The organism is Escherichia sp. WS547, from assembly GCF_046486065.1.
Taxonomy (GTDB): Bacteria; Pseudomonadota; Gammaproteobacteria; order Enterobacterales; family Enterobacteriaceae; genus Escherichia; species Escherichia coli.
Map to the genome: position 1 here is coordinate 344311 of NZ_JBJQMA010000001.1, position 19221 is coordinate 363531.

The 19221-nt window shown below is 52.6% G+C and carries 23 protein-coding genes; 11 read left to right on the forward strand and 12 right to left on the reverse strand.

The features are described from left to right. Nucleotides 1–87 precede the first annotated feature (87 nt). The 11 genes from ACJHWK_RS01575 (at nucleotide 88) to ACJHWK_RS01625 (ending at nucleotide 8355) form a co-directional block, all read left to right on the forward strand. Complete coding sequence (locus tag ACJHWK_RS01575) at nucleotides 88–846, forward strand: helix-turn-helix domain-containing protein (protein ID WP_248422603.1); 759 nt, start codon at nucleotides 88–90, stop codon at nucleotides 844–846. Between the two features lie 848 nt (nucleotides 847–1694). Continuing rightward, nucleotides 1695–1967, forward strand: coding sequence for a helix-turn-helix domain-containing protein (locus ACJHWK_RS01580; protein ID WP_311395804.1), 273 nt, complete (start codon nucleotides 1695–1697; stop codon nucleotides 1965–1967). Between the two features lie 37 nt (nucleotides 1968–2004). Continuing rightward, the gene (locus tag ACJHWK_RS01585; protein ID WP_170886216.1) at nucleotides 2005–2400 is read left to right on the forward strand and encodes an HNH endonuclease; all 396 of its coding nucleotides are present in this window, start codon (nucleotides 2005–2007) and stop codon (nucleotides 2398–2400) included. A 17-nt stretch (nucleotides 2401–2417) separates the two neighbouring features. Continuing rightward, entirely contained in the window at nucleotides 2418–2681 is a 264-nt protein-coding gene (locus ACJHWK_RS01590) for a hypothetical protein (protein WP_001533176.1), read from the forward strand. A 17-nt stretch (nucleotides 2682–2698) separates the two neighbouring features. Then, complete coding sequence (locus tag ACJHWK_RS01595) at nucleotides 2699–3241, forward strand: hypothetical protein (protein ID WP_170886215.1); 543 nt, start codon at nucleotides 2699–2701, stop codon at nucleotides 3239–3241. A 138-nt stretch (nucleotides 3242–3379) separates the two neighbouring features. Continuing rightward, nucleotides 3380–3667 (forward strand): hypothetical protein, encoded by a 288-nt coding sequence (locus tag ACJHWK_RS01600; RefSeq protein WP_001373377.1) that lies wholly within the window; start codon nucleotides 3380–3382, stop codon nucleotides 3665–3667. 38 nt (nucleotides 3668–3705) lie between these two features. Continuing rightward, nucleotides 3706–3936 carry a hypothetical protein gene (locus tag ACJHWK_RS01605; protein WP_000806590.1) on the forward strand — a complete coding sequence of 77 codons (231 nt, stop codon included), beginning with the start codon at nucleotides 3706–3708 and terminating at the stop codon, nucleotides 3934–3936. A 288-nt stretch (nucleotides 3937–4224) separates the two neighbouring features. Then, entirely contained in the window at nucleotides 4225–6408 is a 2184-nt protein-coding gene (locus ACJHWK_RS01610; RefSeq protein ID WP_170886214.1) for a hypothetical protein, read from the forward strand. A gap of 735 nt (nucleotides 6409–7143) precedes the next feature. Further along, on the forward strand, nucleotides 7144–7332 hold the full coding sequence (locus ACJHWK_RS01615) for a hypothetical protein (protein ID WP_137467961.1): 189 nt from the start codon (nucleotides 7144–7146) through the stop codon (nucleotides 7330–7332). Nucleotides 7333–7351: 19 nt separating this feature from the next. Continuing rightward, nucleotides 7352–7582 carry a helix-turn-helix transcriptional regulator gene (locus ACJHWK_RS01620; RefSeq protein ID WP_137467960.1) on the forward strand — a complete coding sequence of 77 codons (231 nt, stop codon included), beginning with the start codon at nucleotides 7352–7354 and terminating at the stop codon, nucleotides 7580–7582. Between the two features lie 152 nt (nucleotides 7583–7734). Continuing rightward, nucleotides 7735–8355 carry a hypothetical protein gene (locus ACJHWK_RS01625; protein ID WP_087935141.1) on the forward strand — a complete coding sequence of 207 codons (621 nt, stop codon included), beginning with the start codon at nucleotides 7735–7737 and terminating at the stop codon, nucleotides 8353–8355. Nucleotides 8356–8828: 473 nt separating this feature from the next. On the opposite strand, the gene eutA is transcribed toward ACJHWK_RS01625, so the two are convergent. The 12 genes from eutA to eutS all read right to left on the reverse strand — a co-directional run bounded on the left by eutA (nucleotide 8829) and on the right by eutS (nucleotide 19106). After that, nucleotides 8829–10232: an ethanolamine ammonia-lyase reactivating factor EutA gene (gene eutA / locus ACJHWK_RS01630; RefSeq protein WP_001097497.1), complete on the reverse strand. Its 1404-nt coding sequence runs from the start codon at nucleotides 10230–10232 to the stop codon at nucleotides 8829–8831. Continuing rightward, entirely contained in the window at nucleotides 10229–11455 is a 1227-nt protein-coding gene (eutH, locus tag ACJHWK_RS01635) for an ethanolamine utilization protein EutH (protein WP_000512386.1), read from the reverse strand. The genes eutA and eutH overlap by 4 nt, the downstream gene beginning before the upstream one ends. Before the next feature lie 169 nt (nucleotides 11456–11624). Further along, nucleotides 11625–12812 (reverse strand): ethanolamine utilization ethanol dehydrogenase EutG, encoded by a 1188-nt coding sequence (gene eutG, locus ACJHWK_RS01640; RefSeq protein WP_001521012.1) that lies wholly within the window; start codon nucleotides 12810–12812, stop codon nucleotides 11625–11627. Beyond that, on the reverse strand, nucleotides 12802–13638 hold the full coding sequence (gene eutJ, locus ACJHWK_RS01645) for an ethanolamine utilization protein EutJ (RefSeq protein WP_001521014.1): 837 nt from the start codon (nucleotides 13636–13638) through the stop codon (nucleotides 12802–12804). Before eutJ ends, eutG begins: the two co-directional genes overlap by 11 nt. Before the next feature lie 10 nt (nucleotides 13639–13648). Beyond that, nucleotides 13649–15052 (reverse strand): aldehyde dehydrogenase family protein, encoded by a 1404-nt coding sequence (locus tag ACJHWK_RS01650; protein ID WP_001075662.1) that lies wholly within the window; start codon nucleotides 15050–15052, stop codon nucleotides 13649–13651. An 11-nt stretch (nucleotides 15053–15063) separates the two neighbouring features. Continuing rightward, complete coding sequence (gene eutN, locus ACJHWK_RS01655; RefSeq protein WP_000762196.1) at nucleotides 15064–15351, reverse strand: ethanolamine utilization microcompartment protein EutN; 288 nt, start codon at nucleotides 15349–15351, stop codon at nucleotides 15064–15066. A gap of 106 nt (nucleotides 15352–15457) precedes the next feature. Beyond that, on the reverse strand, nucleotides 15458–15751 hold the full coding sequence (eutM, locus tag ACJHWK_RS01660) for an ethanolamine utilization microcompartment protein EutM (RefSeq protein ID WP_000387713.1): 294 nt from the start codon (nucleotides 15749–15751) through the stop codon (nucleotides 15458–15460). Nucleotides 15752–15789: 38 nt separating this feature from the next. Continuing rightward, the gene (pta, locus tag ACJHWK_RS01665) at nucleotides 15790–16806 is read right to left on the reverse strand and encodes a phosphate acetyltransferase (protein WP_000582995.1); all 1017 of its coding nucleotides are present in this window, start codon (nucleotides 16804–16806) and stop codon (nucleotides 15790–15792) included. Then, nucleotides 16803–17606 carry an ethanolamine utilization cob(I)yrinic acid a,c-diamide adenosyltransferase EutT gene (gene eutT / locus ACJHWK_RS01670; protein WP_000651312.1) on the reverse strand — a complete coding sequence of 268 codons (804 nt, stop codon included), beginning with the start codon at nucleotides 17604–17606 and terminating at the stop codon, nucleotides 16803–16805. Before eutT ends, pta begins: the two co-directional genes overlap by 4 nt. Beyond that, entirely contained in the window at nucleotides 17603–18304 is a 702-nt protein-coding gene (gene eutQ / locus ACJHWK_RS01675; RefSeq protein ID WP_000733922.1) for an ethanolamine utilization acetate kinase EutQ, read from the reverse strand. The genes eutT and eutQ overlap by 4 nt, the downstream gene beginning before the upstream one ends. Then, on the reverse strand, nucleotides 18279–18758 hold the full coding sequence (gene eutP, locus ACJHWK_RS01680) for an ethanolamine utilization acetate kinase EutP (RefSeq protein ID WP_000820771.1): 480 nt from the start codon (nucleotides 18756–18758) through the stop codon (nucleotides 18279–18281). The genes eutQ and eutP overlap by 26 nt, the downstream gene beginning before the upstream one ends. A gap of 12 nt (nucleotides 18759–18770) precedes the next feature. After that, nucleotides 18771–19106, reverse strand: coding sequence for an ethanolamine utilization microcompartment protein EutS (gene eutS, locus ACJHWK_RS01685; RefSeq protein ID WP_000356956.1), 336 nt, complete (start codon nucleotides 19104–19106; stop codon nucleotides 18771–18773). Between the last annotated feature and the right edge of the window lie 115 nt (nucleotides 19107–19221).

The following is a 19221-nucleotide window of genomic DNA, read 5'->3' on the forward strand; positions in this document are numbered from 1 at the left end:
AAAATGTGATCAACATAATAAAAAAGCCCGGAAAGGCGGCAACCAGTTCCGGGCGACGTGGAAACAAGCTAAAAGGAGAAATTCCACATGAATATTTTACCAACAGCCTACGCCCCACGGCAAGGCGAATCACTCGGTAAACACAGCCTTCAGAAAATCGACGCGATCCCGGAAGAAGTACGGAGCGCCATTGATGATGGCCTGAATGATATCCGCTTTAATGGTTATCGCTGGGAATGCAACGCCAAAACAGGCTGGGCGCGTGTATCACCGATTTCATCACCTGCCAATGCAGAACCGGAATCACCCGAACAAAGCCAGGCAAACGCCCGCGCTGACTTCATGGCGTTACAAGGTGAGTATTTATCGGTCAAACCAGAAGGCAAAAGCGAGAAGAAATCCGCCGTAGATATCGTGAATGAGCTACGCAGTAAAGCCGCCGCTAAAACTTCGCAGACAGCACCACAGCAGGAAGCACCGGAAGAACCGGAACAAGCGGAAGCTACGCAGGACGACCAACCGCAAGGTGATAAGGCTGATAGCAGCAGCGATAACCTTGATAAAGTCAGGAGCTACCGCAAATTTGAAACAGAACGTTACGTTAATGATCGCCTGTTTCGTGATGGCTTCCTGGAAGTGCTTTCACCCGCAGCGGTAAAACTACTCCTGTTTATCGGCAGCAAGTGTAATGATGATGGCGTCTGCTTCCATGCTCACGAAACGATGATGCAGTTAACCGGACTGAGTAGAAACACAATCAAGCGAGCAATAACAGAACTCACAGAGAACAAACTTATCGAGACAAAAGCGGTGGCGGGCAAATCAAACCATTACAGATTGTTATAGTCTGATTAAGAAATACACTGAGGGGACCGAAATGGTCCTCTTTTTTTATCCACACCCCCACCAAATTTGGGCTACCTACCCCCACCAAAAATGGGCTGGGTATATATACACCCCCACCAAATTTGGTCTACCACCCCCACCAAATTTGGGCTACGAAATACTCTTTTATTACTCATAAAATAAATACAGTTAGCTTCGCTCGATTTTTGAACGAACAAGATTTGATGATTTTTCTTGCTGGACCTTCGAAAGACATTCAGGTGATGCCAGTTTAAAAAGACCGGCCTAGCAGGGGCAGGAAGCTCGCGTTGCTCGTTCCTGGTGGACCAATGCTCAATGTAACCATGCAAAGCACGGAGCGCCCACCAGTGGCAGACAATGAGACTTCAGAGAGCGCACCTTCTATCGCGCTACGCGCTCAATAAAACCAACGACGCCGCCATCCTGCCAGACTGATGGTTTTTATCGCGTATACAGACCAGACAGTACCATCACACGACGCACGTCAGGCTAGGGTGAATACCCTTCCAAGTGTATTGCCAGAACTTAAGGCCGTTATATTGCGATTGGGAGCGTTTAAGAGGCATCGAATTTTAATTAGTTTTTGATGCGGTGATTTGCAGGCAAAAAAAATCCCGCGAGTAGCAGCGGGAAACTAGAGACATATCGTTGTAGTTATTAACAGATCACATTTTGAGGCTGAGTATTTACCTCACTAATATTATCGCGCCTTTATGTGGCTGGTACAAATTGTTTTTTGCCAATCACAAAAACGTCATATTCGACAATGAAGCCGTGTTTGCACACGTAGGACAACGGGAATAAAATAATTACATAAGGTTTTTTTCTTGGCCTATTTTTTCGTTCAGCGGCGGTTGTTTTCCTCCATATTTCCAGCCGCCGCTCCTTTTTTCGAAGAGGTGATGAAAATGAACAGCTTTCCAGAGCTAATGACGAGTGATGAAGTCGCTAAGCTCTTCGGCGTTTCAAAGCGTACTGTCGCAAGGTGGGTTGATACAATTCCATCATTCCCGATCCCCGTTAGTCCTGAGGGAACGCCGCTGCGCTTTATTCGCGAGGAAATTTTTAACTACTTCTATCGTGGGCGTAAACATGAATAACGAAATAAAATTCCATCACATTTTGAGGTAAGACATCATGACCAATATTGAAAGATTAGAACGCGCCGCTGAAATTATGCGCCGCAAATGGATCTACGAAGCTGAAACGGGTTTATTCTTTAACCGTGATAACAAGAACGTCATTAAAGGCAGCCTGACAAGTAAAGGTTATTTAATCGTAACTGTGCAGGAAGATAATTTTAAGGTGGCGCTGAGTTACCAGAAAGCGGCCTATGTTTATTGCTACGGAGCCTATGATGAAACGCTGTTTGATGTCCATCATATCAATCTGCAAAAACAAGATAACCGCATCAAGAATATTCGCCTGATGCCGAAAGAAAAGCACCGCCGGATACATAAAAACGTCCGCAAACTTATTCGGCTGGGCCACACACAATGGCTTCAACCGCAATTAATTGAACAATCACTATAAACACAGGAGTAAATACCATGCATTCATTAGACAGTTATTTTCAGCGCACGACAGCCCCTAAATCAGCCGCCCAGGAACGCCGTGAGGAATTCCAGGAAAAAGTGATGCGTTCTGCTGATTATATTGCGGACAAGTTCGTGGAAACGGTTCGGCCACTTGTTGATGAAGTAGCTGATAAACTTCAGTCTGAAATGCCGGAAGACATGGAAGGCACTGCAAAGGCGCGACTCCTTTTTGAATTAAGTCGTCGTTTCGGCGTGTCAATAAGCACTTTTAAATAATCGGAAGAGGAAAGACAATGGACGCATTTGATGTACTGACAAACAAAGGCGATGAACTGGTAGCACAGCGTGATAAAACCGCCAACGAAGGGGAACGCGCACTGTTAAATAAGCAGATTAAAGCGATCCGTATGGCCCAGTTTAAATTAATCAGCAATGAAGTTATCGAAATAATTAAACCGCAGATCCCACAAATCGTTGCTGACGCTATTAAAGCCGCCGGACTGGAGAAACGCATTGCCGGGCTGAAAACGAACGCAGAGAAAATGGAGATGCACAAACAGAGCGGTGCTCCGACTCCGGATGAGTACTTCTCACCGGATGCTGAGTTTATGGCGCAGGTTGAGGAACGTCTGGGTAGCTGTCTCACCGAGGAACAGCATCGCTATTTTGATGGAGTGGATAGTTCGGCAGGTATTGACCTGAACTCGTATTTCGGTCGTGAAATTGAGCATTTTGATGCCGCCCCGTCTATGCCGGAGCCAGAACCAGAAATGGCCGCCGATCCTGAAGCTGAGCAACGGAAACGCGTATTCAATGCGATAGGGATTCGGTACTGATCGGATAAAAGAAAGCCGGGAATTACCCCGGCTGACTTAACAATGTGACCAATGAACAAATCGGACAAGACAAACAGGATAAGCAGTCTCGAAACAATGTTCGGGAACTATATTAGCACAAGTCCGGAGAAAATCATCATGTTGGCACTACGCATCATGCAGGGCATCGCTAAGACCCTCGCAGAACATGTCTTAGACCTGAAACATTCGCCACTGAGCAAACAGGCCATGAAGCGCCAAACGCTTCGTCTGTGGGCTGAATATTCGCTTGGAACTATCAATAAAATCATCGACATGAAATCGGGGCCGAGCAACCAGAGCGCGGAGGAAATGGAGTTCATCAGGCGTTTAATTCTCATTCGCAGAGACATTCATAGCCAGTTACACAGCGTGGGAATCGATATTAATGATGGGACGGGCGATTAATTTTCGGACAAGTACTATGCGCGCGCGAGGAGCTGAACATGAAGCAAGATATTGCAGACAGGCTGGAGATACTCGAAGGCCAGCGGGCAGAAGCAAAACAACTACGTAAGCAGGCCAGAAGAGCGCACAGGAACTACGAAGCAGAATCACTGACCGCTTTCATCAACTTCACAAACCGTTGCATCCAGGAGTGTTACAGGGAGGATGCAGAAAACTGGCTGGATTCATTGCCAGAACAGACTCTGCATGAACTGAACGGCGACCAGTAAATAAATCCAGTACGTTTCCCGCAGTGCGCATAACGTACATTATGTGAAAAACGATATGGATGTATATCAGTATTGATTTCATTGGGAAAACTGGGTTTTCAGTGGCACAGACAAAGAAGCATAGCTGATACAGCTTTATAAGCCATTGATTCTATTAAGTGATGTTTTTTGTGATTGGTTGAAGCAAACCAAAACAAGATGCCACTGAAGCGTTAATAAACTGTTTCAATGTGAAATTATCAGAGTAAGGAACAATTTGGAGGGTCCGCAAACGCGGATAACAATATCATGAGTGGAAATCTCGGGACCATATACTACGAGGTCGATGCCCGCACTGGGAAACTTCTTATCGCGCAACAGCAGGCGGAAGAGGCGTTCGATCGCATTGAACGAGGAGCGCGGAAGGCTGATAGCGGCGTCAAAAAGTTAAATACGCAGATGACTAAAACATCAGCCGCAGTCAAAACTAGCCTGACACCGGCGATTCGTAACGCATCATTTCAGATTGCGGATTTAGCTACCCAATTGCAGATGGGCGGTAATGCGCTTCAGGCGTTCGCTGTACAGGGCGCACAGTTATTAGCTGGCTTTGGCACGATGGGCGCGGTAGCTGGCGCGGTGCTGGCTATCGCTGGCGCTATGGGCGGAAGCCTGGCACAAGGCGCTGATAGTGCAGCCGGATCGGTTGAGTATCTGGACAAGGCGATCACCAAACTGAACGAAGTCATTGCTGTAAATGAGCAAGGCGTTACGGTGATGAGTGATAGTTACGCCAATCTTTCTAAGGTTAACGCTGAAGTAGCGAAACAGATGCGGAACATGGCTGAAATCCAGGCAATTGCAGCACTGCGTGACCTGAAAGAACAGGCAAGCCAGGCACAGGGGGAAATGTCGTCATTCTGGCGCAGCTTGCAGGGCGGTAAAGCTGATGCACAAGCGGCAGCGCAGGCGCTTGATGACCTGGGAATCACAACCAACGACTACAAAGAGGCGATAGCCATACTTAACGCCAACCAGCCCACCACACAGGCGCAGATGGCAACGCTGGCTAAGTCCGTGATGTACATAGGCGAGGAATACAACCTGACAAACCAGCAAGCCTACGAGTTCATCCGAGCACTAAATAGGGCCGCGACAACGAGAACGCCGGAAGCCATGCAGGAACTATCGGGCTTCATGCAGGTATTGCTACAGGACACAGAAAACGGTAACGAGGCATTCCGTGAACTGGCTATCAAATTCGTCGATGCACAAACCAAAGGCGCAATGCTGGAAGACCAACTAAACCGACTGAAAGGCGCTATCAGTGACGCAGCAACAGAAGCCAGAAACGCCAACTTTACCAGTATGCTCGACACCGTCGCCGCACGCCTGGCAACCATAGAACAAGGTTGGGAAGCAGGTGTACGAATGCAGATGAAAGCCCAGGGCTACACCGAAGAGCAGATTGATGAATATGTAAACATGGAAACGGCATACCGTGATGCAAAAGCCGCCCTGGAAGAGAAGAACAGAGCAGACCGTGAAGCCATTGCGCTATCCAAACGCCAGGCCGCAGAAGCTGCCCGTAAAGCAAAACAGGAAGAGGCAGAGGCACAACGTAAGGCTAAGCAGTTAGCAGCGCAGAAAGAACAGGCCGGACGCTTTACGCAGCAGGTAATGACCGAATATCAAACGACCGTGGATCCGGCAACAGGCCAGGCATTGAATCCGGCGGCACAAGTAGAAATGCAGGAACAGCAGAAGAAAGCGGCGTTGGATAAATACAGGCAATTGGGTGTTTTGGGTGAGCAGGAATATCAGAACACGCTAAACGCCATCCAGAAAACCGCGTCAATGCGACGGCAGCAAATCATCAAAGACGAGGCTGACACGTTGTTCAACAATCAGCAGCAGTTGATTGGTTCATTTGGCGACTTCTTCGGTGAGCTTGCCGGGGTGATTTCTGACGGTGCAGGTGAGCAAAACGCGGCATATCGGGCGCTGTTCGCCGTGCAGAAGGGTTTTGTATTGGCATCGGCAGCTTTAAGCCTTCAGAAAGCGCTCGCTGAGGCAAACGCCTTGCCTTTCCCGGCTAATCTTCCGGCCTATGCGCAAGCTATGTCAGCGGGTACGCAGATCATTTCAGCTATTCGTGGAATAGCTTTCGGCGGTGGGCGCTACAACGGCGGCGCGGTTAACGGTGGCAATCTTTATAGGGTTGGTGAGCACGGTGTCCCTGAGTTATTTACCTCTACTGGCGGGAAACAGTACATGATCCCCGGCGAGGGTGGACGAGTTACACCGGGCCGCGATCTGGTTGGCAGTGGTGGCGGCATCACACTGAACGTAACAAACAACATCCAGGCGACAAACGGCTGGACTGAAGACGACTCAAAAGCGTTGCAACAAACTATAGAGAACACAGCAATGCGCCTGATGCAGCGTGAATCTTCACGACCTGGTGGCATGTTGCAACCGCGCCGCCGTTAACCAAATCCACGCCAGGGAATAGACTGGCGGACCTTCAAAGACGGTCGCACACCGTGTTTAACATAATTTATTGTTTTTTGCTTGCTCTTATTATTGCAGCCGTTAGAGTTGGCGTGGTAGTTTTTCACCTGTTTCGCGTGTTGCTGTGTTTTTGGGGAAGAAAAACAAATGAGAAGGCTTATATACCTGGTATTTATGCTATTTGCTATCGGGCAAGCCATAATTTTTATCACAATGCTGATCTGTCTGATGCTCTTTGGTTAACTCCACCAGGACCCGCGCCGGGTTTTGCTATACAGACCAATCACTCTTAATATAAGCTATTGATTCTTCTTAATTATAACCGCGCGTTAGAATTAACCTTCCCGCCTTAAACGCCCATACGCGAAAAATCCCTCACAACTTACCCTGCCAAATTTCTATTTTTCACGTACACGCGCCAAACAAAAGCCCAGGCAGTTAGCAACCTACCCAGGCCTTTCTCACAATCCCCGCTGGCACTATAACTGCAATCAATCCACTTTCGCAAAAACAATACGTAATTGTATCGATTAACGAAACCGTGACCTATGTCACGTTTTCCCGCCGCACTGCCAGGGTATAAATGAGCCAGAAACAAGGAATGGAATAGTAAATGGACTTAAATTGGGTGCGAAATGAAACGCTGGGAAGTGATTTTGCTGATGGTGATGATGTTCGTTATGTACATTGATTGAATGTTAAAAGGAGGATGTTATGACACACAATAGAGCGGAAATTATCTTCGATATGGCGCGTGAAAGAGTGTGCGCTATGGATACTAAGATTGCGCTGATAAGAGCGGGCGTGCCAGCCACCGCACAAGAACTAATGGAAAGCATAGAAAAACGTGAATACGAACTAAGTAAAGCCAAGAGGGCATTTGCACTAATCTATGCAAAATAAACACACGGGAGATTAAACAATGGATAAAAATGAAATAATCCTTCTTAGCCGCCCCGCTATTTGTCAGATGTTAGGCGGAATCAGCCGGGGAACGTTTTACAATTGGCGTAAGAAGTGGGATGAAAACGGCACACCCTTTCCGGCCCCGGTTGATGTGCTGGGAACAGGGAAAGGCGTTATGTATCGCTATCAGGATGTGATGAATTTCTTTAAATCGATTGGACTGCTTTCTGACAGCGATAACCAGTAATCATATAACTTGCTAAGACCCGGCCCAGCGCCGGGGTTTTTGTGATCTGCGTCAACATTCCCACCTATTACACTTATCCACCAGCCGCCGCGCCTGTTATCGTACCAATAGCGAGTAATTACAATGTTTCTGGATTGATTAAGGGGCAAAGGATGAACGATTTAATCAAAATGCTACAACAGCGGGCCGATGATAAATACAGGGATAAGCGCGGTCACATTCATAGTAATATGGCTGGGGTGTTAGGTGTCGCCAGCGATGAAATAAAGGCCGTATTCAAGCGCCAGAAGACGCCCAAATGGGAGGTCTTTGTTCAGGTCGTGAATGAGCTTAATTGCGGGCGTGGGGTTATCGGTTTCCTGTACGATGGGGAAGTTAGCGAGGCCGTGGAAGAGATGGACGCCAGAATCGCAGAACTGAAAGGCATAATTGCAGACAAGGACGCGCAGATCCGGGAACTGGAAGCACGCCTGATGGTAATCGGTACAAAAGCCGCGCAGGACGTAGGCAAGGCGAAAAAAGCGGTCGTAGCTGGTACAAATAGGGAGTTTAAAAAGCCTGTACGCTTTAAGGCTGACACTGTACTGGATTATCTGAAGGCTAACGCGCCGCTACATGGCGTCAATCATGCCGGACTGATTAAGGCGATCTGGCCTATTGGTGCACCGGGCCGCAATACTTTTCTGGCATTGTTGAAACAACTCAAAGAAGATGGCCTGATAACCATCACGCAGCACGGACGCGCCGGGATGGATATTCATGTGAACGGGTAACGAAAACCCGCCATCAAACGAAGCCCGTCCCCGCGACGGGTTTTTATGCCATCATTATTAAATCCATTAATACTCATCAAACCATAATTATCACAACTTATAATCGAACAAAAATCACACAACCTTGATAAGTTGAGCTAATGGATATATGTTTTTCTGATGAAATTCTAATGGCGAAAACTTGCGACGATACCGAAAAACACGCGAAAATCAAAGTGTTCTTTCTTTTTTTGTTTTTTATTTTTTTATTTTCTCTTTTTCTTCTCTTTCCGGTTCTCTTCTTTTTCTGGTTTTGGTTTTTTCCTTTTTTATTTTTATTCTTTCTTCAGGGTGGTGCTAAAACACACCAAAACATTTGCGCCACAAAAGCGTTAATTTCACCCTGCCAGACCATTCACTTTCACCGGATACACAGCCGGATATAATCCCACTAACACCCAGCCACCCCGCACCACGCCTGATAACTAACGTATTCAGGAAGGAAATGCGAGTGATTTCACCGTCACCGGCACAACCGATCCGCCAAAAAGAGGCGTACCAATGTCGATATAGTCCCCCGCGCGGACAATCACTTCGTCAATGACTGCCAACGGGAGTTGTTGTAGCTGTGGGCGCAACAACATGCCCAGAGCTTTACCAAAGTCCTGCCCGGCCACCACCAGCAGGGGATGCGGATTCGGAAAACGCGCGACGAAATCGACCAGCGCGTTGATGACCGTCAGTACCGCGGCGTAACGCACAGGCAGCGAGGCGGGAAGCGCCAGCACGTACGCGTCAGAATTGGGATCAAGATCCAGCTGAATCAGCGCCTGTTGCCAGGCACTCACCAGATCCGTTTCATCAATTGGGATCGCCACCGGCAAATTGCGCAGCGGCAGTTGTACGCCCTCCAGCCAGATTGTGCTGCCAGAGAGCGAAAGGGTATGTGCACCCGCGCCAATCACCGTGGCGCGTACGGTTTGCGCCGGAAACTGCACGTTCATCTCACGCAGGCGCGGATGGTCATGCAGCGCCGTTGCCAGAAGCGGGCCAATATCGGCAAAACAGAACGGGTCGGCGGGCTGGTGGCGATAACATTCGCCCACGCCGCCAGAAAGCGTAATGATTTCGGGCGTAACACCTGCGGGCAGCAAACCGGTTTGCATCAATGCCTGCGCGAGCGGCGAGAGCGTTCCGTCAATCACTTCGACAATCAGCTCTGCCATCCGCCGGGTAACCTGCACCAGCTGCGCGCCGGTCAGCGAACGGGCGTCGGTGCCTGCGCCGAAGCACTCATCCACAATCATCTGCCCCGGTTTATGAGCGTAAACCACGCGCCCCTGGCTGTCGGTTTCCAGCAGGCGACCACCGACGTTGAGGCAGGCAGTGCCGCTGATTTTTCCGGCATCGAACAGGGCGTAGTTCGCGGTGCCACCGCCGATGTCGATATTCAGTACCCGACACAGCCGTTGTTCAGAAAGGGTTTGCGCCCCGGCACCGTGACCGGCGATCACGGATTCGAGATGCGGCCCGGCGCTGGCGACGACAAAATCGCCCAGCGACTGGGAGAGCGTCATCACCGCCGGGCGAGCGTTGCGGGTTTTCGCGCTTTCACCGGTGATGATGATGGCACCAGAATCAACGCTTTCCGGCGCAATGCCCGCAGCCTGATATTGCTCGAGGATTAAGGTTTTCAGTTCCGCTTCTTTTAAACCACCCTGTTTATCGACAGGGGTAAAGAACACCGGGCTTTGCCAGCTAATTTCGCGTTTGATGAATTCGTAGCGCGGCACCTGCGACACCGCCGCACGGTTAACCAGCTCCAGGTGGGAGAAGATCACCTGGGTGGTGGTGGTGCCGATATCGATACCGACGCTCAGTAGCTGGCGAGTGTTCACGATTGTGCCTCCGCTTCGGTTTTAGCCGCGGTCGCGTCTTCTTTTGGCACCAGCATCATCGCCACGCCAATCGCCGTTACGCCGCCGATCAATTTGCCGACAATCATCGGGAAAATCATGGCGTTCATGTTGGCAGCGGCGAAGCCTAAGTGGTCGCCCAGGGCGAAAGCAGCGGAAACGGCGAAGGCGCAGTTGATCACTTTGCCGCGGGTATCCATCTGCTTCATCATGCCAAACATCGGGATGTTGTTGGCAAGCGTTGCCACCATGCCGGCTGCCGCGATGTTGTTCATATTCAGCACTTTACCGACGCTCATCAGCGGTTTTTCAAACCAGCGGGTCAGCAGCAGTACCATCGGGTACGCCCCTAACAGAACGCAGGAGATAGAACCGATAACTTCAATGGCGCGCATCACTTCACCGGGTTTGTCGCCAGGGGCCATAAAGATAGGATCCAGACCGGGAATCAGTTCCCAGCCAAGGAGGAATTTCACTACCGCGGCAGCAAGACCGAGGGTGATCAATGCAACGAGGAATTTGGCGAAGATCTGGAAGCCGTTGATCATTTTTTCCGGGATGAATTTCAGCCCCAGCGCCACCAGCACCGCAACGATAAGTACCGGGATCATGTTCATCAGGATCAGCGCAAAGGTGAATTCCACCGGCTGACCGTTGATCTGCACACCGGAGTACATAGCAACCAGACCACCAGCAATACAGCCAATCGGAATGGTCACAATGCCCGCCAGCACGCCGAGCGCCAGATAACGACGGTCAGAAGGTTCGATAATGCCGAGCGCCACCGGAATGGAAAACACAATCGTTGGCCCCATCATCGACCCGAGAATTAACCCAGAGTATAGCCACGCTGCTACGTCGCCGCCCGCCAGCTCTTTGGCGAGGAAGAAGCCGCCCATATCGCACGCCAGCAGTGTTCCGGCGAACATCGATGGGTTAGCGCCGAGCATTTCGTAAACCGGGATAATCACCGGTCCGAGTACGTGGGCCAGAACAGGTGCCAGCGCGGTCATACCAACCATCGCCAGGCCCAGTGCGCCCATTGCCATAAAGCCTTCTTCGAACTGCCCGCCGGATCCTTCGATACTTTTACCGAACTTACCGAGGAAACGAGCAGAACCGCCGAACTGCGACAGGATCCTGTCTACGGCAGCTATCAGCATAAAGAACATCATGATGTACATGATGATTTCGTTAATTCCCATCGCCTTTACTCCCTGTTAGTTGTTATTTATTGCCAATGCTGAAAGTGGGTTTTTCCCTCACTCTGGAAGCCGAGGGGCCGGGGTGAGGGTAATTGTTTGCACCGGCGCGACTCTGTTCCCCTCACCCTAACCCTCTCCCCAAAGGGGCGAGGGGACTGTCCGTACACTTTTATTGCGCCGCTGCGTACAGGCCGACAATCTGCTCCAGGCTGGCGGTACGCGGGTTGCTGCGCAGACAAATATCTTCCAGCGCGGCCTGCGCCCATGCACCGTAATGCGCAGATGTCGCACCAATATCGCCCAGTCGTTTACCAATCCCGACTTCCGCAATCAGCTCACTTACCGCGTTAATAGCGTCACGATCGTCGGATTTTTTAGTTCGCAGCGCCCGACCAATCTGACTAAAGCGTTCACGACAAACCATCCGGTTAAATTCCATCACCGTTGGCAACAACATGGCGTTCGCCAGACCGTGCGGAATATGCAGCGCCGCCCCCGGCTGATGCGCCATCGCGTGGCATAACCCAAGCCCCGCACTGGAAAACGCCATTCCCGCCATGCATGAAGCCAGCAACATGCTCTCGCGCGCGGCAAGGTCATGACCGTAGCCCACCGCTTTCGGCAGTGATTTACCAATCATCGCGATTGCGCCAATCGCCAGACTGTCGGTAAACGGTGTGGCGTTCAGCGCGCTGTACGCTTCAATAGCATGGGTTAACGCGTCGATACCGGTCATCGCCGTGACATGCGACGGCACGCCTTCGGTCAGCGCAGCGTCGAGAATCGCCACATCCGGCATCAGCGAGGCGTGGGCTAACACCTGCTTGCGCCCGCTCACCGCGTCGATAATCACCGTTACGTTGGTGGTTTCAGAACCGGTTCCGGCGGTCGTTGGAATGGCAATCAACGGCAGGCGCGGTTGCAGAACGCTGGTTTCTGACATTTCTGCCAGCGTGCTATCCGGGTTTGTCACCAGCAACGCCACGGCTTTCGCCGCATCCAGCACCGAGCCGCCGCCAAACGCGATCACCCCGTCACAACCTGATTCACGCAACTGCGCCACGGCTGCACACACGTCGGTGATGCACGGTTCGCCCACCGGACATGGCCAGAGCGTCATGGCGATACCTTTAACGGCCAGGCTACGCGTCAGCCCGGCGGTCATCCCCGCCTGATGCAAAAAGCTGTCTGCCATCACGAACAGATGTTTCAGCCCACGCGTTTGCGCTTGCTGCCCGCAACTGCTCATCGCGCCCGGACCGCAAAGCGTCACCGGTGGAACGCTAAATGTTTTTACCCGTTGCAGATTCAGGGTATCGAACGCCTGAAAGAGCGCGGTCTGCAATTCATTTTGCATAGATCCCCTCCGCTTTCTCTCGCCCGCTACTGGCGATCGCCAGCGGGGTCATAAACAAACTGTGCTGCGGTAAATGCACCTGTAACGCCGGGAATTGTTTGCAAAACAGTTCCGCAACGCCCGGTTGCATACAGGAGCCGCCCGCCAGCCATAAATCAGTAATGCCCTGCCCTTCAATATGCCGGGCGACAATGTCCGCCATTTTTTCGTACACCGGTTTCACCGCGGGCCAAATCTCTTCACCGTGACCGCGCTTGTACTGCTCCGCCTCTTCCAGCGAAATACGGCGATTTCCGGCGAGAGTCAGAGAGATATGATGTCCGCCGGTGGCTTCATCTGCCGAGTAAGTCACCTTGCCCTTTTTCACGATGGCAATGCCGGTGGTGCCGCCGCCGATATCCACTACACCGGCGTTGTCCAGTTGCAGCAGATCCGCGACTGCGGTTGGCTCATCCAGCACATGGCTCACTTCCAGCCCGGCAGACTCCAGCACGTTGATGGAAATACGCGGGTCCGTACCTGGAGGAAAAGAGGTCGCCGCATGGCTAAAACGGCGACCGAATTGCTGCTCGAGGGTGTCGAGATGGCGACGAACAATGGTGACCGCACCGAAGAAATCCCAGACGATGCCGTCGCGGACCACATCAGCCCAGTCGAGGCATACCGCCACCGGCTGACCGTCGCGGTCAACAACCATCGACACCACATCGCAGGTGCCCAGATCCACCCCCAGCCACAGCGGAGATTCCGTCGCGGCAGGCGTCTGGTTACACAGCGTTGCTGCTATGTGCAGACGTGGGGTGAGCCATTGTTCGTCGTGCGCCATCTGTTACTCCTTAAACAATGCGAAACGCATCGACTAATACACAGCGACGCAGACGGACAAACGTCCGCGCGCTGGTTACCCCTTCACCGGTTGGCGTGGTGATGGTCATGGTGGTCCAGCCTTCCCCGCCCAGCCCCAGCCCGGCAATACACGGTCCGTTCTTAACGAAAATGCTGGTATCAATGGCATTCGCCATCTGGTTCATGTTTTCGATGTTGCGCGAGTGCATTGCCGCCGTGTGATGGCAACCGCCTTCCAGTTTCACCGCCAGCGCAATGGCATCCGCCACGTTGGCGACGCGCACGACGGGCAGCACCGGCATCATCAGTTCAGTCACAGCAAACGGATGTTCTGCGGTGGTTTCTACAAACAGCAGTCGCGTTTGTTCCGGAACTTTAAGGCCGATTGCCGCCGCGATTTTCGCCGCATCGCGACCAACCCAGTCACGGCTGACGGTGCCTTTTCCGCGCTCGTCGATATTTTTCAGCAACACCGGTTGCAGCTGCTGCGCCTGCTCTGCGGTCAGTTTCACCGCGTGCTGGCCTTCCATCAGACGCATCAGTTCATCGGCTACGCTATCCACAACAATCAGTACCTTTTCGTCGGCACAAATGATGTTGTTATCGAAAGACGCGCCTTTGACGATGGACTGAGCAGCACGGGCGAGGTCAGCGGTTTCATCCACCACTACCGGCGGGTTGCCAGCGCCTGCGGCAATCAGACGTTTATTGGTGTGTTTACGCGCCGCTTCTACTACCGCTTCGCCGCCGGTCACCACCAGCAGGCCGATGCCCGGAAACTTGAACAAACGTTGAGCGGTTTCGATATCCGGATTTGCCACAGTAACCAGTAAGTTTTCCGGCCCGCCTGCGGCAACAATCGCCTGGTTGAGCAGCGTAATCGCCCGCTGGGAGACTTTTTTCGCCGCCGGATGCGGGGCAAAAATGACGCTGTTGCCCGCGGCAATCAGGCTTATGGCGTTATTAATTACGGTTGCCGCCGGGTTGGTGGACGGAGTTACCGAAGCCACCACGCCCCAGGGCGCGTTTTCAATTAAAGTCAGGCCGTTGTCGCCAGTCAGCACCTGCGGAGAGAGGCACTCAACGCCCGGTGTGCCGCGCGCCTGAGCAACGTTTTTGGCAAATTTATCTTCGACGCGGCCCATGCCGGTTTCACTGACGGCAAGCTCCGCTAAATCTCTGGCGTGTTTTTCGCCTGCTTCACGAATGGCAGCAATGGCTAACTGGCGCATTGCCACGCTCTTTAACCCTTGCTGGGCAATTTTGGCTGCCGCAACGGCGTCATCCAGGGACGCGAAAACGCCCATCTCATGAACGGCGGCGGGCGGCGTATCACTGCTTTGCATTTTCAGCAGTACCGCTTTCACCACCTGTTCAATATCCTGTTGATTCATGATGTTCTGCCTTATTTGTGGAAAATTACCTGACCGCCAGACACCACCTCATCGACAATGCCAATCACGCACAGATCGACCGGTGACGTTTCGCTTTTATGCGCCTGGCGGGCGGAACTGCCACTCACCAGCAACACCCACTCCCCGGTTCCCGCGCCAATATTGTCGATGGCGACGGCGCATTGCCCGTCAGGATTACCTTGTGGATCAATCATTTCCACCATCAGCAATTTGTCATGCGCCAGTCCGTGATGGCGTACGGTACAAACAATTTGTCCAGTGACGACTGCCAGTTTCATACCCGCCTCCGTGGCGTATTTCAGGTAAAAGCTCCCCCTACCCTCCGCGGAAGGTAAACTGAAAAAGGAGAGAGCGTGACGCCCGAATCGACGTCACACAGGGTGATTACAGGTTGCTGCTATCGCCTTTCAGGCCGATCGGGAAGACTTCTTCCAGGTCGCCGTGCGGACGCGGGATAACGTGTACAGATACCAGCTCGCCGATACGCTGTGCCGCGGCGGCACCTGCGTCGGTCGCGGCTTTACAGGCTGCAACATCACCACGAACCATGGCAGTACACAGGCCGCCGCCAATCTGCTTAACACCAACCAGCTTGACGCGCGCAGCTTTCACCATCGCGTCAGAAGCCTCAATCAGTGCAACCAGGCCCCGGGTTTCGATCATTCCTAATGCTTCCATTGTGCTTTCCTCTTTATCAGGGTCCAGAACGGGACCGTTCATTCAACCAGTGTTTGTAAACTGCTTTCGCGGTTCACTTCTGTCTGACGCGGCACAGCTGCCACCAGCGCCAGCTCGATAATTTCCTGCACGCTACAACCACGAGAGAGATCGTGCATCGGCGCGGCAAGCCCTTGTATCAATGGCCCGACGGCACGATATCCGCCGAGTCGTTGTGCGATTTTGTAGCCAATATTTCCGGCTTCCAGCGACGGAAAAACCATCACATTGGCCTTGCCTTGTAGCGGGCTGGCAGGCGCTTTTTGCGCCGCCACTTCCGGCACGAAGGCGGCGTCAAACTGCAACTCGCCATCCACCACCAGCTTCGGTGCGCGCTCACGGACGATTTCTGTCGCCTGCTGGACGTTGGCAACGCAGGGGTGACGGGCACTACCGTTGCTGGAAAACGACAGCATCGCCACGCGCGGTTCTTCTCCGGTGATGGCGCGCCAGGTTTCGGCGCTGGCAAGCGCGATATCCGCCAGTTGCGCCGCCGTCGGCTGTGGCACTACGCTGCAATCGGCAAAGCCCAATGCGGGGCCACTGTACTGTGGCAGCATCAGGAAAATGGAGGAGAGCGTTTTACAGCCTGGCTGTAAGCCAATAATGCGTAATCCGGCACGCAGCACATTCGCCGTGGAAGAGAGATTGCCCGCGATACAGACATCCGCTGTCCCGGCGCTGACCATTGCGGCAGCGAACATCAGCGGATCGGTGAGTTTTTCCAACGCATCCGGCGGCGTTTTTTCGCCCGCACGGGCCAGCCAGCGGAGAGCAAATTCTTCCCGCATTGCGAGGTTGCCATGCGGATCTATCACCTGTAGCCCGTCCATCGCCACGCCGTGACTGAGCGCAAACTGACGAAGTTCAAACGGATTGGCGACCAGAATGGGCGTTGCCAGACCTTGTTGATGTAAATATTGCGCGGCTTTCAGCACACGTTGATCTAACGCATCCGGAAAAACCACTCTGGCGGGCGCTCGCAACGCCAGTTCACGACAACGTTCAATAATCATTGCGTTTCCCCCAGTCGTTGTTGGATCTGCTTCACCGTTAGCGGCTGCTTCGTTACGCTCAGGATCATCATCACGTAGACCGTGCTCGAAAGGCGGTTCAGCGCCTGCAAGATGTCCGGGCGTAATACTTCAAAACTGCGGGTTATAAACACCTGCGCCGCTACGGTTTCGGTTTCCCGCACTTTGGTGCGTAGCAGATTGAGTAACGCCGCATCGCGCCCGTGGCTGGCTTCCGGCACCAGATGATCGTGACCAAGATAGCGCAGCGGCTGATGAGAAAGCCGATGCAGATCTTCGTCAGAAAGCCCGACAATCGCTTGGCAGGCCAGCGGTTCCCCCAGCGCATCGGCGCGCATAATGTTGCCAAGACGCGAGCGGATGTCCGCCAGCCACGGCTGCCACGGTTCCGCCAGTTCAATTTGCAGCCACACTGCCAGCGCAATGGTGCTGTCGAGAACCGCGCGAAAACCCAGACGCGGATCGCTTTTGGCGACCATTTTTTCCGCCGACAGGTGAGTCAGCGTGTCCGGCTTTTTCGCCACCGGCTGGCGGCACAGTTCGCAGCACGCCTGCCGATGTTCATCACTACTGGTCAGCCCGTGAACGGGCTGCGGCTGCTGCTGTTCATCGTCAACAAACAGGCGGCCCTGCTCGTCAATAAACTTGATGCGCAGATGGCGGCTTTCCAGCAACTCCCGGGCAGAGGGCGTCAGGCGACTGTCCGCAGGGAGATGGATCTCTGCGCCTTCGCTAAGCGTATGATTCGCTCTTAGCCATGCTTCGGTGATGAAATCTTTCATAGGGATTGCCAGTTAGCCGGCCAGGCGACATACAGGAATTTCACGCTGGATGTCGTACCAAATTCGATGCTGGAGCCTTTCGGGATAAACATTACGTCGCCTGCTTTGGCGATCATGGTTTCGCCTTCGTGGCGAACATGCAGCTCCCCTTCCAGCACCATGTCGATTTCGTCGTAGTTCAGGGTCCACGGGAAGAATGCGTTCTCCCACTGCATAAAACCGGCGGCCATGCTGCTGCCGTCGTCTCCGGTCACAAGATCAGTCAAGCCCACGCAATGCGGCTCTGCGCCGTCGAAACGACCAAACTTGACGCTGCTGCCATCAATAACTTTGATGCCGCCTTTGCCGGTCACCGATTTGAAACTCGGCTGCATTGCACCCTGCTCCAGTGACTGTTTTTCCTTCATCACTTTTTCCATCAGCTGCGCGACCAGGCTTTCGGTAAACTGGCCTTCCGGTAGCTGGGCGATGATGGTTTCGCGGATACGCTGGCTTTCGGTTTTATCGGCTGGCACGCAGGCGGGAACGGACGCCGTTACCGGGGTCGATTCATCACATTCAGTGATGGTAAAACCCAGTAGATCTGCCACTTCACGGGCTTCCGGGGTAATAATGCTGGCGCGCAGAACCACGGACATTGCCTGTTCGCCGCGCGCGTGTGCTTCACGAATATCATTCGCTGTGATGAGTTTTTTCACCTGCTTCCTCCTGTTTGGTGAGAGATGCCAGATAATCCACCAGTTGCTGCACGCTTTGCGGGTCGTGGCTGTTTAGCTCGAAAATCGGCTCTTCGAAGCCCGTCTCAAGCAATAACTTTCGCGTTGCGGCGACGTCAGCATCTGGCATGTCCGTTTTACTGATGACGGCGATTTGCCGTTTGCTGACGCCAATATCCAGCAACCCGGCAGGCAACCGACTTTCCGGGTCATTCGCGCCGTGGACATAGATCAGCATGTCCACATCCTGTAGCGTGGTAATTAAGGCGTGATACCAGCGGGGATGGCTAAAATATTCACCCGGCGTATCAATATCACCCTTATCATTAAATTCTACGGCCTGCGTTTTTCTGGCGAGGGTATAATCTCCCTGCAACGCATTAAATAACGTTGTTTTTCCTGCCCCGACGGTACCCACAAACGCAATTCGTTTCATGAATGCCTCGTATTAACTTTTGGTCATTTCACAAAGCGTATAATTTAATAAACGCCCTAAACCGCTGACGGTTTGTGATAACGCTTCTTCTACTGCACCCACCGAGCCATAAATCACCAACGCGCCGCTAAAACGGTCGAGAAAACCGATATGCACATCGGCGGCTTTTAGTGCTAAATCACCGGCGATCATCGCCGTTTCGCCGGGAGTTAGCGTCATAATGCCGATTGCGCCCGCATCAGGAACGCCGATTTTCTTCGCCAGTTCCTCGCCGGGATGCGCGATGAGATGCGCCAGTGTGACCTGTTTACCGGGCACAAATTCCTGAATGATGCGTTCTTTATCCATGAGTCGCCGCCTGTGAAAAACTTTCGTGTATCGTGACAATTTTTCGTCAGAGTAAATAACAAAATTCGGCAAGCGCGTTTAAAAGGTGAGGTAGATCACTAAGAATGGAGAGATA

Bases quoted from the DNA above. Each gene is read 5' to 3' on its own strand.
- ACJHWK_RS01575 (WP_248422603.1), top strand. From the start codon at position 88: ATGAATATTTTACCAACAGCCTACGCCCCACGGCAAGGCGAATCACTC.
- ACJHWK_RS01585 (WP_170886216.1), top strand. From the start codon at position 2,005: ATGACCAATATTGAAAGATTAGAACGCGCCGCTGAAATTATGCGCCGC.
- ACJHWK_RS01590 (WP_001533176.1), top strand. From the start codon at position 2,418: ATGCATTCATTAGACAGTTATTTTCAGCGCACGACAGCCCCTAAATCA.
- ACJHWK_RS01595 (WP_170886215.1), top strand. From the start codon at position 2,699: ATGGACGCATTTGATGTACTGACAAACAAAGGCGATGAACTGGTAGCA.
- ACJHWK_RS01600 (WP_001373377.1), top strand. From the start codon at position 3,380: ATGTTGGCACTACGCATCATGCAGGGCATCGCTAAGACCCTCGCAGAA.
- ACJHWK_RS01605 (WP_000806590.1), top strand. From the start codon at position 3,706: ATGAAGCAAGATATTGCAGACAGGCTGGAGATACTCGAAGGCCAGCGG.
- ACJHWK_RS01610 (WP_170886214.1), top strand. From the start codon at position 4,225: ATGAGTGGAAATCTCGGGACCATATACTACGAGGTCGATGCCCGCACT.
- ACJHWK_RS01615 (WP_137467961.1), top strand. From the start codon at position 7,144: ATGACACACAATAGAGCGGAAATTATCTTCGATATGGCGCGTGAAAGA.
- ACJHWK_RS01620 (WP_137467960.1), top strand. From the start codon at position 7,352: ATGGATAAAAATGAAATAATCCTTCTTAGCCGCCCCGCTATTTGTCAG.
- ACJHWK_RS01625 (WP_087935141.1), top strand. From the start codon at position 7,735: ATGAACGATTTAATCAAAATGCTACAACAGCGGGCCGATGATAAATAC.
- eutH (WP_000512386.1), bottom strand. From the start codon at position 11,455: ATGGGAATTAACGAAATCATCATGTACATCATGATGTTCTTTATGCTG.
- eutG (WP_001521012.1), bottom strand. From the start codon at position 12,812: ATGCAAAATGAATTGCAGACCGCGCTCTTTCAGGCGTTCGATACCCTG.
- eutJ (WP_001521014.1), bottom strand. From the start codon at position 13,638: ATGGCGCACGACGAACAATGGCTCACCCCACGTCTGCACATAGCAGCA.
- ACJHWK_RS01650 (WP_001075662.1), bottom strand. From the start codon at position 15,052: ATGAATCAACAGGATATTGAACAGGTGGTGAAAGCGGTACTGCTGAAA.
- eutN (WP_000762196.1), bottom strand. From the start codon at position 15,351: ATGAAACTGGCAGTCGTCACTGGACAAATTGTTTGTACCGTACGCCAT.
- eutM (WP_000387713.1), bottom strand. From the start codon at position 15,751: ATGGAAGCATTAGGAATGATCGAAACCCGGGGCCTGGTTGCACTGATT.
- pta (WP_000582995.1), bottom strand. From the start codon at position 16,806: ATGATTATTGAACGTTGTCGTGAACTGGCGTTGCGAGCGCCCGCCAGA.
- eutT (WP_000651312.1), bottom strand. From the start codon at position 17,606: ATGAAAGATTTCATCACCGAAGCATGGCTAAGAGCGAATCATACGCTT.
- eutP (WP_000820771.1), bottom strand. From the start codon at position 18,758: ATGAAACGAATTGCGTTTGTGGGTACCGTCGGGGCAGGAAAAACAACG.
- eutS (WP_000356956.1), bottom strand. From the start codon at position 19,106: ATGGATAAAGAACGCATCATTCAGGAATTTGTGCCCGGTAAACAGGTC.